Annotated in this window: 22 protein-coding genes; all 22 read right to left on the bottom strand. The window is 42.8% G+C overall.

The window, feature by feature from the left end; translation table 11 throughout:
- Positions 1 to 41: 41 nt before the first annotated feature.
- Positions 42 to 440: a CD1247 N-terminal domain-containing protein gene (locus CALPO_RS0112025; RefSeq protein WP_026487546.1), complete on the bottom strand. Its 399-nt coding sequence runs from the start codon at positions 438 to 440 to the stop codon at positions 42 to 44.
- Between the two features lie 48 nt (positions 441 to 488).
- On the bottom strand, positions 489 to 1,046 hold the full coding sequence (efp, locus tag CALPO_RS0112020) for an elongation factor P (RefSeq protein ID WP_026487545.1): 558 nt from the start codon (positions 1,044 to 1,046) through the stop codon (positions 489 to 491).
- A gap of 19 nt (positions 1,047 to 1,065) precedes the next feature.
- Positions 1,066 to 2,136: a M24 family metallopeptidase gene (locus tag CALPO_RS0112015; protein ID WP_026487544.1), complete on the bottom strand. Its 1,071-nt coding sequence runs from the start codon at positions 2,134 to 2,136 to the stop codon at positions 1,066 to 1,068.
- Positions 2,117 to 2,569 carry a type II 3-dehydroquinate dehydratase gene (gene aroQ, locus CALPO_RS0112010; protein ID WP_026487543.1) on the bottom strand — a complete coding sequence of 151 codons (453 nt, stop codon included), beginning with the start codon at positions 2,567 to 2,569 and terminating at the stop codon, positions 2,117 to 2,119. Before aroQ ends, CALPO_RS0112015 begins: the two co-directional genes overlap by 20 nt.
- A gap of 69 nt (positions 2,570 to 2,638) precedes the next feature.
- Positions 2,639 to 3,895 carry a glutamate-5-semialdehyde dehydrogenase gene (locus CALPO_RS0112005; RefSeq protein WP_026487542.1) on the bottom strand — a complete coding sequence of 419 codons (1,257 nt, stop codon included), beginning with the start codon at positions 3,893 to 3,895 and terminating at the stop codon, positions 2,639 to 2,641.
- Positions 3,896 to 3,901: 6 nt separating this feature from the next.
- Positions 3,902 to 5,023, bottom strand: coding sequence for a glutamate 5-kinase (gene proB, locus CALPO_RS0112000; protein ID WP_026487541.1), 1,122 nt, complete (start codon positions 5,021 to 5,023; stop codon positions 3,902 to 3,904).
- 1 nt (position 5,024) lies between these two features.
- Positions 5,025 to 5,888: a TIM barrel protein gene (locus tag CALPO_RS0111995; protein ID WP_026487540.1), complete on the bottom strand. Its 864-nt coding sequence runs from the start codon at positions 5,886 to 5,888 to the stop codon at positions 5,025 to 5,027.
- Positions 5,888 to 6,406: a shikimate kinase gene (locus CALPO_RS13935; protein ID WP_051585984.1), complete on the bottom strand. Its 519-nt coding sequence runs from the start codon at positions 6,404 to 6,406 to the stop codon at positions 5,888 to 5,890. Before CALPO_RS13935 ends, CALPO_RS0111995 begins: the two co-directional genes overlap by 1 nt.
- A gap of 1 nt (position 6,407) precedes the next feature.
- On the bottom strand, positions 6,408 to 6,947 hold the full coding sequence (locus CALPO_RS0111985) for a pilus assembly PilX N-terminal domain-containing protein (protein WP_026487539.1): 540 nt from the start codon (positions 6,945 to 6,947) through the stop codon (positions 6,408 to 6,410).
- A gap of 2 nt (positions 6,948 to 6,949) precedes the next feature.
- Positions 6,950 to 7,402, bottom strand: coding sequence for a prepilin-type N-terminal cleavage/methylation domain-containing protein (locus tag CALPO_RS0111980; RefSeq protein ID WP_026487538.1), 453 nt, complete (start codon positions 7,400 to 7,402; stop codon positions 6,950 to 6,952).
- Positions 7,399 to 7,710 (bottom strand): hypothetical protein, encoded by a 312-nt coding sequence (locus CALPO_RS0111975; protein ID WP_026487537.1) that lies wholly within the window; start codon positions 7,708 to 7,710, stop codon positions 7,399 to 7,401. Before CALPO_RS0111975 ends, CALPO_RS0111980 begins: the two co-directional genes overlap by 4 nt.
- 32 nt (positions 7,711 to 7,742) lie before the next feature.
- Positions 7,743 to 8,168 carry a pilus assembly FimT family protein gene (locus CALPO_RS0111970; protein WP_026487536.1) on the bottom strand — a complete coding sequence of 142 codons (426 nt, stop codon included), beginning with the start codon at positions 8,166 to 8,168 and terminating at the stop codon, positions 7,743 to 7,745.
- 86 nt (positions 8,169 to 8,254) lie between these two features.
- On the bottom strand, positions 8,255 to 8,533 hold the full coding sequence (locus CALPO_RS0111965; RefSeq protein WP_035172612.1) for a late competence development ComFB family protein: 279 nt from the start codon (positions 8,531 to 8,533) through the stop codon (positions 8,255 to 8,257).
- A 3-nt stretch (positions 8,534 to 8,536) separates the two neighbouring features.
- Positions 8,537 to 9,289 carry a type 4a pilus biogenesis protein PilO gene (gene pilO, locus CALPO_RS0111960; protein WP_026487534.1) on the bottom strand — a complete coding sequence of 251 codons (753 nt, stop codon included), beginning with the start codon at positions 9,287 to 9,289 and terminating at the stop codon, positions 8,537 to 8,539.
- Between the two features lie 2 nt (positions 9,290 to 9,291).
- Positions 9,292 to 9,831: a PilN domain-containing protein gene (locus CALPO_RS0111955; RefSeq protein WP_026487533.1), complete on the bottom strand. Its 540-nt coding sequence runs from the start codon at positions 9,829 to 9,831 to the stop codon at positions 9,292 to 9,294.
- The gene (pilM, locus tag CALPO_RS0111950) at positions 9,809 to 10,759 is read right to left on the bottom strand and encodes a pilus assembly protein PilM (RefSeq protein WP_026487532.1); all 951 of its coding nucleotides are present in this window, start codon (positions 10,757 to 10,759) and stop codon (positions 9,809 to 9,811) included. Before pilM ends, CALPO_RS0111955 begins: the two co-directional genes overlap by 23 nt.
- Before the next feature lie 12 nt (positions 10,760 to 10,771).
- Positions 10,772 to 11,236 (bottom strand): hypothetical protein, encoded by a 465-nt coding sequence (locus CALPO_RS0111945; RefSeq protein WP_156940191.1) that lies wholly within the window; start codon positions 11,234 to 11,236, stop codon positions 10,772 to 10,774.
- Positions 11,237 to 11,287: 51 nt separating this feature from the next.
- Positions 11,288 to 11,734 (bottom strand): pilus assembly FimT family protein, encoded by a 447-nt coding sequence (locus CALPO_RS0111940; RefSeq protein ID WP_026487530.1) that lies wholly within the window; start codon positions 11,732 to 11,734, stop codon positions 11,288 to 11,290.
- Positions 11,731 to 12,474 carry a type IV pilus modification PilV family protein gene (locus tag CALPO_RS0111935; RefSeq protein ID WP_026487529.1) on the bottom strand — a complete coding sequence of 248 codons (744 nt, stop codon included), beginning with the start codon at positions 12,472 to 12,474 and terminating at the stop codon, positions 11,731 to 11,733. The genes CALPO_RS0111940 and CALPO_RS0111935 overlap by 4 nt, the downstream gene beginning before the upstream one ends.
- A 2-nt stretch (positions 12,475 to 12,476) precedes the next feature.
- Complete coding sequence (locus tag CALPO_RS0111930; protein ID WP_026487528.1) at positions 12,477 to 13,229, bottom strand: prepilin peptidase; 753 nt, start codon at positions 13,227 to 13,229, stop codon at positions 12,477 to 12,479.
- A 30-nt stretch (positions 13,230 to 13,259) separates the two neighbouring features.
- Complete coding sequence (locus tag CALPO_RS13930) at positions 13,260 to 13,685, bottom strand: type II secretion system protein (protein ID WP_035172608.1); 426 nt, start codon at positions 13,683 to 13,685, stop codon at positions 13,260 to 13,262.
- Between the two features lie 19 nt (positions 13,686 to 13,704).
- Positions 13,705 to 14,907, bottom strand: a complete 1,203-nt coding sequence (locus CALPO_RS0111920) for a type II secretion system F family protein (RefSeq protein ID WP_026487527.1) — start codon at positions 14,905 to 14,907, stop codon at positions 13,705 to 13,707.
- Positions 14,908 to 14,909: the final 2 nt, after the last annotated feature.

The raw sequence follows: 14,909 nt of genomic DNA, 5'->3' as shown, positions 1-14,909 counted from the left end.
AAAAAGAGAACCCTTTTTAGGATTCTCTCTTAACCGATATATCACTTTTTACTATCCTCTCCATAATCGTCGTCTTGTGTTTCTTCCAAGTCCTTTACGTATATAGTTTCGTTACAATTGGGACATACGATCTCCCCATCATCGTCCTCAAAGATATCGTCATCTACGTACACAGTCTCATGGCAATTGGGGCATTCTACCTCCACGTAATCCTCATCGTCATCAAAAAGCTCGTTTTCTACATCTGCCAGATCGTCATCAATGCTATCCACGTAATCCTTTAAATCAGAGTAACTGTTTTCCAGCTCGTTGTAAGCATCAGCGAACTCTTCCAACGTATCAATAATGGCATTTATGATCTTTTCTTCCTTCGTCCCTTCCATGCCGAGACCTTCTGCCAGCCCCCGCAGGTACGAGACCCTTTCGTTCAAGTAACTCACATCAAACCCTCCTTTTCTCAGATTTATTATCGGCATCTACAGGCGATCCTATACCCGTTCGATGTACTCTCCTGTCCTGGTGTCGATCTTTATCACATCGCCTACATCCACAAACAGAGGAACCTGTATAACTGCACCTGTTTCCACTTTAGCCGGCTTAGAGCCACCTGTAGCTGTATCCCCTTTGAAACCCGGTTCTGTTTCCACAACTTCCAGCTCTACAAAAGTAGGAGGTTCTACTGAAAAAACCTTACCCTTATAGGATTTAACCGTGGCTATCATATTCTCTTTTAAAAATTTCATAGCGTCCTCCACCACGTCTCTGCTCAAAGGAAGCTGCTCGTAGGTCTCGGTATCCATGAAATAGTAAAAAGTACCATCATTGTAAAGGTACTGCATATCCTTTCTCTCTATATGGGCCTCTTCCACCTTCTCAGTAGGGTTAAAGGTTCTCTCTATGACAGCACCTGTCACAACGTTTTTTATCCTTGTCCTGACAAACGCCGCGCCTTTACCCGGCTTTACGTGCTGGAAATCCACCACCGTGTAAATTTGCCCGTCTAACTCTATCGTAACTCCTTTTTTAAAATCGCCTGCTGATATCATACGTTAATCCCTCCGCGTTTTATAATATCGTAAGTTTTTTATCTGATTTAGTTATATCTGTTATCCCTTTTTTCTCTATAAACACCATATCCTCTATTCTTACTCCAAACCTACCGGGTATGTATACGCCAGGTTCTACGGTCACTACCATGCCAGGCAACAACAAACCTTCGGATCGTGGCCCCATGCTTGGCTCTTCGTGAATTTCCAAACCCACGCCATGTCCCAGGCTGTGGCCAAAGTAAGTGCCATAACCCGCTTCCTTAATTACGTCCCTGGCTATCGCATCAGCATCCCTTAAAGCCATATTTGGCTTAATCCTGTCAATAGCAGCTGTCTGGGCAGCGAGTACCGTCTCGTACACCTTTTTCATCTCACTGTCCACATCTCCAACAGCTACTGTCCTTGTCATATCAGAACAATAGCCCTCAACAACGCATCCAAAATCCAGTGTAACAAACTCCCCTCTTTTTATTTCTTTATCCGTAGGCTGACCGTGGGGTAACGAGCCATTTGCACCGCTTACCACTATTGTGGAAAAGGACATACCTGAAGCGCCGTTTTTCTTTATGAAGTACTCCAGCTCTGCGGCAATATCCCTCTCTTTGACTCCTGGCTTTATCAAGCCGCATATATGCTCAAAGGCTCTATCTGCTATCTCCTGAGCTTTTTTTATCGACGCCAATTCGCCTTCATCTTTCTTAGCCCTCATGTCGCTTATATAGTCATCTATACCCCTAAAATCTCCTTTAAATCTCTCCTTTAATTTGTGGTACAGATTTACCGACATATATTTTTCCTCTATGCCCACTTTTGATGATCCCAGATTTGCGACTTGCTCCGCCATAAAGTCATCCAATGGATAACCGTGTTCCTCAATTTTAATTCCATGGATGACTTCTTTCTGTGCCTGCTCGATGTACCTGAAATCAGTATAGAGGACCGCCTGGGATCCATTTAAAATTACAAAGCCCGCATCCCCTGTAAAGCCCGTTAAATACCTTATATTTACAGGCTTTAAAATTAAAGCTGCTTCCAAACCTTCCTTTTTTATTTTTTCACGCAATTTTTTAATTCTTTCCGTTTTCATCACTCCATTTCAATCCAAAATACTGCAGCGCCAGTATGTAGCTGTACGCTCCAAACCCCGCTATTTGCCCCACGCATACAGGAGACAAAACCGATTTGTGCCTGAATTCCTCCCTGGAGTATACGTTGGACATGTGAACCTCAATACATGGAATATCCACAGACTTTATAGCATCTCTTATAGCGTAGCTGTAATGGGTATAAGCCCCTGCATTGATTATGATGCCGTCCATCCTGTTGTAACAGCTTTGAATTATATCCACGATATTACCTTCACTGTTGGATTGGGCGATGTCAACGGCAATACCTAATTTTTCCCCATAAGCTGTAATTTTCTGATTAATGTCCTCAAGGCCCTCACTGCCGTAGACGCTTTTTTCCCTTATACCCGTAAAGTTCAGATTAGGACCGTGTATAACCTGTACTCGCCTCATATACATACCCCATTTTCAAAAAATCTACCGCATTTGAAGTATACCACATTAAGCCGATTTTGGCCAGTATCACCTTCTTATTTGACCTGTACCCAGTACAATGTACTTGTAAGTGGTCAGTTCTTTTAAGCCCATAGGCCCTCTTGCGTGAAGTTTTTGCGTGCTTATACCTATTTCAGCGCCAAAGCCAAACTGATTACCGTCTGTAAACCTCGTGGAAGCATTGACGTAAACCGCCGCCGCGTCCACCTGCTCTAAAAACTTTTTCGCTTTACTATAATTCTGTGTCACTATCGCCTCAGAATGCTTGGTCCCATATTTATATATGTGCTCTATGGCTTCATCAATATCCCTTACGACCTTAACCGCCAGTATGAGGTCCAGGTATTCTGTAGCCCAATCTTCCTCTGTAGCTGATACCACATCGGGACAAATCGCCCTTGTTTTTTCACAACCGCGAATTTCTACGCCTGCCCTTTTAAACCGTTCCACCATAGGCGGCAAGAATTCCTTGGCGATCTTTTCATTGACCAGCAATGTCTCCATGGCATTGCACACACCAGGCCGCTGAACTTTTGCATTAAATGCTATCTCTTCTGCCATCTTTAAATCCGCTTCATCGTCCACATACGTATGGCAATTGCCCACGCCAGTTTCAATTACAGGTACCGTGGCGTTTTGCACAACGGTCTTTATCAACCCCGCTCCTCCTCTGGGTATGAGCACGTCCAGATATTCATTCATCTTCATAAATTGATTGACAACTTCTCTCTCAGTATTCTCTATGAGCTGTACACACCCTTGAGGAGCGCCGGCACTGTACGCCGCTTTAGAGATTATGTCCACAATTACCTTGTTGGATTCAATGGCCTCAGAACCACCTCTTAAAACCACACAATTGCCCGCTTTAATGCACAGGCCGGCAGCATCTACCGTGACATTGGGACGGGCCTCGTAAATTATACCCACTACACCTAAAGGAACCCTTATCCTACCTATTGTCAACCCATTGGGCCTCTTCCACATGCCGTCTATCTCCCCTACGGGGTCGCTTAAATTAATTAATTCCTTTAAACCATCTGCCATGTCCTGTACCCTTTTACTATTCAAAGTTAACCTGTCTATAAGCGCGCTGGAAAGCCTTTTTTGCTTGGCTCTCTCTACATCGCGGCCATTGGCTTCCAATATAGAATCCATGTTGTCTATCAATGATTGTGCCATCTTCAAAAGCACTTCATTTTTTTTATCCGAAGGCAAAGCCCCCATCTTTCTAGATGCTTCTTTTGCCATGGCGCATTTTTCTCGCAATTCTTCAAACACAGCCATCCCTCCTCAACAGGTTATTACCATATTATCCCTGTGTATCACTTCGTCGCAGTTCTTTCTGCCTAAAATCTCTTTTATTCTATCCGAAGTGTACCCCATGATCTTTCTTACCTCAGATGCCGAAAATTTCACTATACCTCTAGCTATTTCATCTCCATCCTCATTGTATACCGATACCGTATCTCCCTCATTAAAATCCCCTTCTACTTCTTTTATGCCACACGCCAGAAGGCTTTTCCCCCAATTTACTATAGCTTCCTCTGCACCTCTGTCCACAATTAACTTTCCGTTGCTAACAGAACTAAAAGCAATCCATATACCTTTGGTATTCAGTTTGCGCTTGGAAGCCTTAAAAAGCGTACCTACCAGTTCTCCTTTGGCAATGCTGTTTAAAACAAAGTCCTTACGGCTATTGGCTATTATCGTCTCCACTCCAGAGGCAGTAGCTATACGAGCAGCTCTCAATTTAGTTCGCATACCACCGGTACCATAACCGCTTACGCTTTCGCCAGCTGCCGAGCGCATCTCATCGGTTATACTTTCAACTATCGGTATGAGTTTAGCGTCACTGTGCAGATGAGGGTCTTTATCGTAAAGCCCCTCTATATCCGACAAAATGACCAGCAAATCAGCCCCTATAAGGCTTGCTACCATGGCCGACAAGGTGTCGTTGTCGCCAAATCGCAGCCTCAATTCTTCAACTGCCACTGTATCGTTTTCATTGATTATGGGTATAACCCCGTACTCAAAAAGCTTTGACATGGTATTTATAAAGTTTATGCACCTTTTTCTCACCCCCAGATCGTCGCGGGTCAGCAATATCTGTGCAACGCTCAAGCCATACTCACTAAATAGCTTTTCGTATATGTGCATAAGTATACCCTGTCCCACTGCTGCCACCGCTTGTTTTTCAGGGATAGACCTGGGCTTTTGATTAAGGTGAAGCCTTGTCATCCCAGCTCCTACAGCTCCCGATGTGACAAGGGAGATATCAATGCCGGCATTTCTGATGTCTGCTATTTGCCTCACCAATTTCTCAATGGTCTCGATGTCCAGCTTTCCGTTTTCGTGGGTCAACGAACTGGTGCCGACCTTAACCACTATTTTTTTATATCTTTCGCTGTACATTTTAACCCCTCTGACTCAATTTGTTTAAATAAATTCTTTTAAGCTGCAAGGCGTCCTCTGCCATCATACCTTTAGATTCACATATGACAGTAGGTTGCAGCTTGCGCTCCACCAGCAGTTCTGCTAGCGGTTCAAACTCAGGTCCGTACTGGACATCTTTGAGATTCCAGTGCCTGCTTTCCCCTCCACTGGTAAATTCAATCCTGCTAAAATGCACGTGGAAAGACGATGCCCTTTCATCCTTTAAAGAGGATTCCAACGCATCCAATATCCTGGCGTAATCCTCCTTGCCTTTAATCGCACCTTCCCCTCTGGCATGTATGTGCCCAAAATCTATCGTAGGAATAAGTCTTTTATCTAAAGAACACAACTCTATAATTTCATCCACGGTCCCCAGCTGATTTTTTTTACCCATGGTCTCAGGGCACAGCGATATATGGCCAAGCCCAAGCTTATCAATTTCCTCTAAGGCTTCCGCCAGGACTTTTTTGGCCATTTCAATCGCCTCTCTTCTGTCCTTCTTACCCGGCACCCCTGGGTGGACCACCACGCGGTTAGCACCCATCCAATCGGCCGCAATAACGCTGTTGATTATATAATTTATGGAATTTCGCCTTTTGTCCTGATCGGGTGTAGCTAGATTGATGTAATAAGGCGCATGAACTGAAATGGTTATTTGCTGAACCCTAGCGTTTTCACCTAATGCCCTCGCCGTGGCTTCTTTTATCCTTATTCCCCTCCCAAAAGAGTATTCATAGGCGTCAAGCCCCATATCCCGCAACCATGCAGGCATTTCCAGAGAGGATTTATGTCCTTGCTGGTAAAAAATATCGGAATTTCCCGATGGCCCAAATTTTATAGTCATCATTTTCTCCTTTCCACTTTGACAAGGGTTCTTCTGATCTCCTCTGCCACAATCTTTGAATCCTTGCCATCTATTGATATACAAAAATCGCAGTTCTTTTCATACAAATGATGCCTTTTGCTCAGCAGCTCTTTGACGGTCTCATAAGGATTGCTGGTATTGAGCAGCGGTCTTTCTTTGCTGTTTCCGATATGAGCCATAATAGTTTCAGGAGATCCCATAAGGTAGAACACCGCGCCGTTTTTTTTCAGGCAGCCAATGTTGTCCTCGTTCAGAACAGCTCCACCGCCCAGCGATATGACACACCTGTCAACTTTGGAAATATCCCGAATAACCTGGCTTTCTATACGCCTAAAATGGCCTTCACCAAATTTCTCAAATATTTCAGGGATGCTCATCCCCGTCTTTCTAACCACAAGGTCATCAGTATCGATAAACCGCCATTTCAACATGGAAGAGAGAATACGACCTGTCGTGGTCTTGCCACATCCCATAAAACCAATTAAAATCGCGTTCAAATCAATACACCTTGCCCCACCTAAAGATTTTAGCCCTGACCGCAAGAGAACCATCCTCTACATTTAGCTGGATAATGCCGTTATAAACGGAGTTGCTCTTATTGTACATCCCTTTTACCTGTAAAAACAGAATGTGAGGTAAACCCACATCAGGATTATAATCATAGTACTCCAATCTCTCCACTTTGTATTTACCTGAATAACTGTATATATAAATCCAATCCCGGGGTATTTCCTCACACCAATTACTCATATAGCCAAGGACAATGCTATAAACTTCCGGTTTCGTCAATACGCGGCCTTGAACTTCCCGCTCGCTCTTTATTGCCTGTACCATGCTGTTTAATAAATCTACAGCCTGGTTCATAGCGGACCTCATAACTTCCATACCTGATTCCGCAGCGTATGTGGCAATCATTTCTTGGGCGCTGTAAAGCGCCATGGTATACTCCTGAGAAGACATAGCACTTAACGCGGTAACATAAAGCAATGCTACCGCCATAACTAAAATCGCTGCAATTGTAACCCATCCCCGTTCCACAGTCAATCACCATTATTATACATTAATTTTATTGTGGATGACAACACTTTATTTCTGACCTTAATGTACATCACAAGTTTATCTCCATCCAAATTAACATGAAAATCCTCTACGCCATGAGCTAATTCAACTCCATTAGCTCTAGAATGCATATTAATAACCTTTTCATGAGGTACATAATAAATATCCACCTCAGGTGTATTATTATCATATTTCAGCAAGACGATTTTTTTCCCTCCGTCTTTCACCAATACCTTGTCTGCATCGTTAACCCTTTTGATCTCGCTTATTATCCTGTGCATAGCATACCGCAAATTTTGTTGAGCCTCTATCTCCTCATTAAACCGCACGTAATTATAATAAGAAAAAGAGAAAATGTAAAATACCAGCATTAAAGCCATCGAAAGCAAGGCAAGAGATAATACCAGTTCTATAAGAGTAAAACCTCTATTCACTGCTCCCACTTCCTGACGTAAGTAACCAACCTAAAATAGCGGGAACTATCTGACTTTAGCCGTACCACTACTTCTATGGCCCTTAAATCCTCAGGCAAATCAGGTGGCACAAGTTCGTCGACAATCACATCGTAAAGATCATTGTATGGCGATAAATCAGGGGCTTTGTGGGATTTATACGATTCTACTACGGTTTGAGCTATATAAGCCATCTCTGTTCGCAACTCTGAATCCGCTACATTTTTTCTAATATCCTGGTATAAATACAGAAGAGAAGCGCTGAATATACCCACTAAAAATATGGACAACAATACATCTATGAGGACATTGCCCTTCTGATTTATTTTACCATCACCCTTCCCGTCACAGGCCTTATGGTTAAAACAGCTATCCTGTCTTTATACAAAAGCTTCAAAGTGCAGCCGGCTCCGTAAACCCCTTTGGGTGTACCGTTGCCGTCAAATTCTATTGTGTTAGAGCCTGATATCACACTTAGTTTCACACCATAAGGCAGGGATACAGTTTTAATTACGTAAACTCCTCTACTTATGCTATAGCTCCTGCTTGAAAAAATAATTCTGTGATTCGTATTGGTATAATCAGACAATTGTTGACAATACCTGATATCGCTTACAAGCATACGCTGAGCTATTCTAAACCTGACATCACCTATTTTTACTGCGTAAGGGAGAGAGGTCGACACCACTACGGCAAAAATCGCCAAAGTACATATCAGCTCAATCAATGTAAATCCTTTTTTTGACAAAACAAATCCCTCCGTTTATGTAAATTCGACACAAACAGAGGGATTTCCTTCAAGTTCATAAAAATCGTACCAGTATAAACCCGTATTTACAATCCAACTACGTCATGTCTAGGATTTTTAGAGACGCACTCAGCAGCTTTGACTATCTCAGAAATTATATCAGCTTCAAACTGCTGTTTTAACATATTGACCTTAGCATATACCTCTCCTATAGGCGTGACGACGTAATGGGGTTTTAGGTTGTTCAAAGCCAGAGCCGCAATGTCCATTTTACATTTATCGCATTTACACACGTCAATATCTCTTAAAACATCGTCTATCATTCCCATCACTAGATCTTCCATGTAGTTTCTGATTTTCAACATTTCTTACCTCCCCCCATTTTGTTTTTTGCCAATACTATCTATGAGCTGATTTATAGTGTCCTTTAATTGCCCCGTCACGCTCTCATCTACCTGCCCTGTTGCGGTTTGGCCGCCCACCGCTTTCGAAGATCCCTTCTGGGCAGGTCCGAGCAAAGGTTTAAAGGGATCGCCCTTTCCATTATACATTTTCAACTTACCAGCTGCAAAAGAATCTTTTATATAATATATGCTAATATCCAGAATGGCATTAATACTATTTTCTGACCTGGACAAAGATACGTCCTTTATTGTAGCGAGCCTTTTTGAGTTCTGTACCAATGTCATAAAATTTATAAGGGCCTGATAACTGCCAGTGGCGTCTACTACTATAGGATACTCTTTATATCCGCCGGCTTTATTTTCCCGTTGCTGACCTGATTCCCGCTGCTGGTCAAATTGTATGGACTTGATGTCAACCCCAGAGCTCCTGGCCCATTTATACATCTGCACCGCAAAATCTTCTGCGTTTAGGTATTCAGGTATATATTCATTGTACGCCGCCAACTGGTCCTCGTACTTCTTTACAGAAGTCATGATATTGGATGGATTTAAACCCTTTGCACTAGCGCCGTACTCTTGTTCAGCAGATGCGTAAACGGCTTTTAACTGGCTTATCCTGGACCATTTAGGATAGACGATATACTGATAGTATAAAGCCAAAGCGGCCACAACGATCAAAGCTGCAATTAGCCTCTTTTCTCTATCCGTCAGTTTCATATCTACTTCACCTTAAACTGTATATTTATGACAAAGGACAACAGCCCGCTGCTCTCTTCCTGTATAAGCGCGGGTTTTATATCGTAAATATAATCCAGGGATTTAAGATTTTTTATAAAAAGCGCTATATCATCTTCAGACTTGGCTTCTCCGGCTATTTTCATCCCTCTGGCATCTGCAGCCAGGTTTACAATAGAAAGGTTCGCGGGAGTAGATATGGCAATATCGTTTAGCAAGCCAGGCCAGTCAAATCTAGATTTTCTTATCCTATCTACTGAACCCTTCAATACAGTAATGCTGTCCTGTAATTCTTTAATCCTCGAGATGCCTTTTACCATATCGCTTCTCTCTTTTGCGCTGGCATATAATGATCGAATCTTGCTCTCGTACACCGATTCCATCTTGGCCATTTGCACGTATACACCCGTAATAACCACAAAAAATAAGATCACAAGCAATAACCTTGCGATGTTCTTTTTCCTGCGAGCATCCGCGATGTAAACTTCTTCCGGAAGCAGGTTAATGTCCTTTATGGGAATCACCTCTCAAAGCCGCACCTAATGCAGCCAGCATATACTTCATATCGCCTTCTAGCACTTCTGTCTTTACGTCAAAATAATTTCCAAGTAACCCTTCCAGTCCTTTCAGGTTTGACAGGCCACCACTTATGTATATACTGGAGACATCGTTCCTCCAGTGAATGGAATAATAATTGAAAATCCCGTCAATTTCCCTTATGACGCCGTCAAAAAAGCCTACAATATGGTCTGTATTAAAACTACCGTCCTGGATTTTATCCTCAGCGGTCTTTAAATCCATGTTGTACTTGTTAGCCAATAACAACGCCACGTTTTCGCAGCCAAAAGGCAATTCCCTGTAAAAACCATAGGATCCATTGTCGGCAATTAACACCTTAGTGCGGCTACTGCCCATATCTATAAACGCCGTAGGCCCGTCTATAGGGAGTTTAAAATAATTTAAGGCTTTTATAACAGCATTGGGGAAAATGTCAATAGCTTTAACCTTCATGCCAATGCGCGAAGAGAGATCTACATAGCCTTCCACCACAGCCCGTGGGCAAGCCACTAAAAGAACCCTCAATCCCTTATCTCCTTCTCCCAATACCTTGTAGTCCACCACATAATCTGAGAATAACACAGGTATATACTTGCTGGCCTCGAACTTTACAGCGCTTTTTAATTCCACTTCATCTATCCTAGGCATATATATTTCCCTTATAATGATATCAGCACAGGACAGCGAAAAACACAGCTGACCCATAATTTTATTTTTTTTGAAGAAATCTTTAAAAGCAGAAGATAACCTGTCCCCGTCAATTATACGCCCATCGTTTATACAGTTGTCTGGCGTAGGTAGCGTGTGATAAGTATACCTGTCCTTTTTTAATATCACTATCTTGGTGAATTTAGAACCGATATCTATGCCGATATTAGATGACAAAAACGCCATTTTTTCTCCCCTTCACAGGTTCTTAAATACCTTATCGTTATAAACACCTTTAATAACTTTCCATGCCTGTACCGATGGATAACCTGAAGTATCATTTACATTCCACATAAGTTTGGCGTAAGCCGTATACACCTGATTTCCCGCATGCCCTTCTGACGCAATAGCCACGTACCACACCTTATCCTTATCAACATCTTTGCCCTTATCAACATCGATTGCTTTTAAAATAAAATAACTGTCTCTGTCCAAACTTATCTCACGGGATACATAACTATTCAATATTTTTTGCAAATCCTTTTTTTGTCCGTTGTTATTGCCTCCATTCTCGTCATTTAAGATGTTATCAACTACAGCTTTTATATATTCAATGCCGCTTTCAGCTGCGTAAACAGCTGACAGATAGTCATAATCTCTCTTCAATTTATAGCCATGGCTTAACACCATCCACCAAACTGATAATCCCACTATCGATAGCACAAAAAAACGACTATTACTGATATAAGCGAAGATCCTTTTTGATTCACTCAATCACCTTCGCAAGACGACAGATGTCGTCAGTGTATAATATCGGTGGGTTCCTTTGCCGGTTATGACAATGTTTACTGTCCTTGCATCGGCGCCAATGCCTACATAGAAACTGGCTATATTTCTCGCCACAATGCGCCCATTTTTATATACCTTTAAGGTGCTTTTATCATACGTGTACTCACTATTCCCCGCTCTCAGTTGGATAAAACCTGAATCATCTTTTACCACATCTACATCGTTCACACTTCTTATATCCTCTACGACGCTGTTCATTAAATCCTCTATCTGCATTTTAACCTGCGCCTCGCTGCCCAACGCTCTGAAACTCAACAAACCGTACCCAAAAAAAGAAGCCACCAGAAAAAACACCACGCTCACCAGCGACAGGATTACTATCAACTCTACCAGCGTAAAACCTTTCTGTTTAAGAATAACTCTCGCACTCATGAAAACCACGCATTCCATTTATTTCTCATATCATCGAGAAGTTGTGCCAGTCTTTTAACAATTTCCCAATCGGTGCCTTTTAAACCGTAAGTTTTTTCAACTTCACTGGCCAAGTCAGCATTTTTAACCACACCTTTATAATCCACACCGTAAAATTTATCGTGCAACACACCCATAATGTACTCATAAGCTCTTTTAAAGTCAGGTATAACCAGGCCAAAAATTACCTTTTTTGCAAATACGGTATAGGCAAGATACACCATCAGCATCATTATAAATGCGGTGTTAAAAGTATCTGTGTGGTCTTTAAGCCAGCTGTAAAAGCCATCTTCCCTTGGGTTCCCATCTTGTCCACCGCCGTCCCCAGGGGACTCATAAGATACATCTTTTGTCGTATACGCTGTAAGCACCACAGATCTACCGGGGGCTTTTTCTGGATATACTTTAACCTCTACCTTCTTTAATCCTGCAACATCGCCCACATCAGAGGAATTTACGTCAACGCGATACCCTTTAGGTGGTTGGTAGCCTTCTGATATCTTTCCTGCCATCACATCTTCCATGACAGATTGGGCTGCATTTAACACCTCAACTTTAGACCACGACGTTTGTTCTGTAAAATAAGCCTGATTTAATAACCTCAATATAGGCACCATTATTATGCCCAGTATGCCGATGGCGACCACCAGTTCCAGCAGCGTAAAGCCCCTTTGACCGCCGTAATACAGCCTCGGTTTCACATTCACCACCCTCTTATAAGGGCCGCATACCAGTTTACGATCTGATACCCGAATAAAATCGATACAAATGCGCCTATCGATATAAAGGGCCCAAAGGGAATGTAGTCTTTGTGCCCTTTTATCCTAAAGGCCATTAAAATAAGGCTTACCACCGCACCTATGACAAAGGATAAAAACAATGTGGCCAGGACCAGCTTCCAGTCCACGTACAAGGCTATAACGCCCATGAGCTTAGCATCGCCCATGCCCATGCTTCCCGTTATGAGGACAATAGCCAAAAGCAATCCAAACCCCAGCAAAATTCCCAGGAGGTAATCGTACACGCCCGCCGAATCCATCAACCTGTACACAATACCCCCTATAAAACCCACTGCCAGGATTTTATCGGGTATCACCATAAATTCCGCGTCTATAAACGACAGCGATATCAGCTCGCACACGAGTAAGGCTTTGAAAAGCCCTTCTACAGATATTCCAAACCTCCACATCAAAAGCACAAAGGAAAGCCCTGTAATCAACTCAACAGCTATGTATCTCACTGGTATCCTGCTGCCGCAATGAGAGCACCTGCCGCGAAGCAAAATATAACTTGCGACAGGCACCAGCTCATAAGCTTTAAGCCTTTTGCCGCAGCAGGGGCAATGGGAAGGGGGGGATACAATAGACTGATTTCTCGGCACGCGGTATATGATTACGTTTAGAAAGCTGCCTACAACAGCGCCGAGTATAAATGCAAATGTATAAAATACATACATGATTGCCTCCTGTGGTTATTGAGAAGTACTTTAATTTGAAGTGTTTATTATATCTACGGTTCTTGTTACCTCATTATTACTACCCCATGAAACTGTTATATTTGCTGTGTTACCGTCGCTACTTTTGTCAACTCTAACACTAAACGATCCTCCTGACTGAGGTGTGGGTACATTCTCTAAGTAACCATTGCTTTCTAACACTGATAATTGTAATTGTCCGGTAGTTATATTATTATCATCCATACTCTCATCCAGTACATACCTTGCCGCTGCATCTGCTATAATTTGAGCTGTGGCTGCGTCTGCTTTTTCTTTAGCTTTGTTCAAAGTTCCCAAATAGCGCGGCGCGGCAATTGCGGCCAATATGCCCAGTATGGCAATAACCACGATAAGCTCTACCAGCGTAAAGCCACCCTGTCCGCGGCTCTTTTTTGCTAAAGCCTTCCATATACTCACGCTTTTCACCTCCTTTCTCTTAAAATTTGATGGTATTGTACATCTGAAACATGGGCATGGCGATAGATATGACTATAAAGCCTACTACCACCGCCAGGACGATTATGATAATAGGCTCCAGCATAGTGGTCATCTGGGATACCGCCGTATCCACCTCGCCGTCAAAAAAATCAGCGGTCTTTTCCAGCAGGCTGTCCAGCATTCCCGATTCTTCCCCTACAGCTATCATTTGTATGACCATAGGCTGAAATACGCCTACAGACTCCAGCGGCTTTGAAAGGCCCTGCCCTTGCCTCATCCCTTCCTCAGCTTTTTTAAGCCTCTCGGCTACTACAGCGTTTCCCACTACTTTTTCCACCACCTGCATGGCCTGGATAACAGGTATGCCACTGGCCAGCAATACGCCCAGCGTTCGCGTAAATCGGGACGTTATGACTTTACGGGTTAAATTGCCGAATATAGGTGCCCTAAGTTTTATCCAGTCAAAGGCGCGTTTCCCCTTGGGCGTCTTTATGTACCTGTACAACGACATAGCAATGAGAAATACAAGGGCAAAAATGTAATACCAAAAATGGCCGAAAAGAAAGCTTATAAAAAGAAGTATTCTCGTAGGAGTAGGTAGATTTACTCCCGCATTAGTGAACATGCTTATAAACGTGGGAAGGACGTAAGAAACCAAAAATATCACCACTACCACGGCGGCCAAAGAAACTATAGCAGGATACGTAAGTGCCGTCTTTATTTTTTGATTTGTAGCATTTTCCTTTTCAAAATAAACGGCCATCCGCTCCAAAACCATGTCAAGTCTTCCGCTTACTTCACCAGCTTCCACCATGTTTATCATTATTTCTGGAAACACCTGTTGTGTCTTCATGGACTCCGAAAGGCTTTTGCCCTTCTGTACGTCTTCGTAAATCTGAGAGAGAACATCTTTTAACTTCCTGCTTGTCGTCTGCTGGCGCAAGATATCAAAGCATTGAGCTATGGATATACCTGCGTTTAAAAGGGTGGAAAACTGCCTGCACAATACGGCCAGATCAGAGACCTTTACTCTGTAAAACTCCACCGCCGCGTTCCTTTTTTCGGCTACCTCTTTTATTTCTACAGGGTATATATTTTTTTCCTGAACGCTTCTTACCGCATCCCTATAGCCGTCCGCATCGATAACGCCAGAAACCAGTAAACCCTCGGCATCCCGTGCCTTGAAAAAATAGCGAGGCATCT

Source organism: Caldanaerobius polysaccharolyticus DSM 13641 (assembly GCF_000427425.1).
GTDB lineage: Bacteria > Bacillota > Thermoanaerobacteria > Thermoanaerobacterales > Caldanaerobiaceae > Caldanaerobius > Caldanaerobius polysaccharolyticus.
Note: the sequence above shows the minus strand (reverse complement) of the source record. Positions and strands in the feature narration are given on the sequence as shown.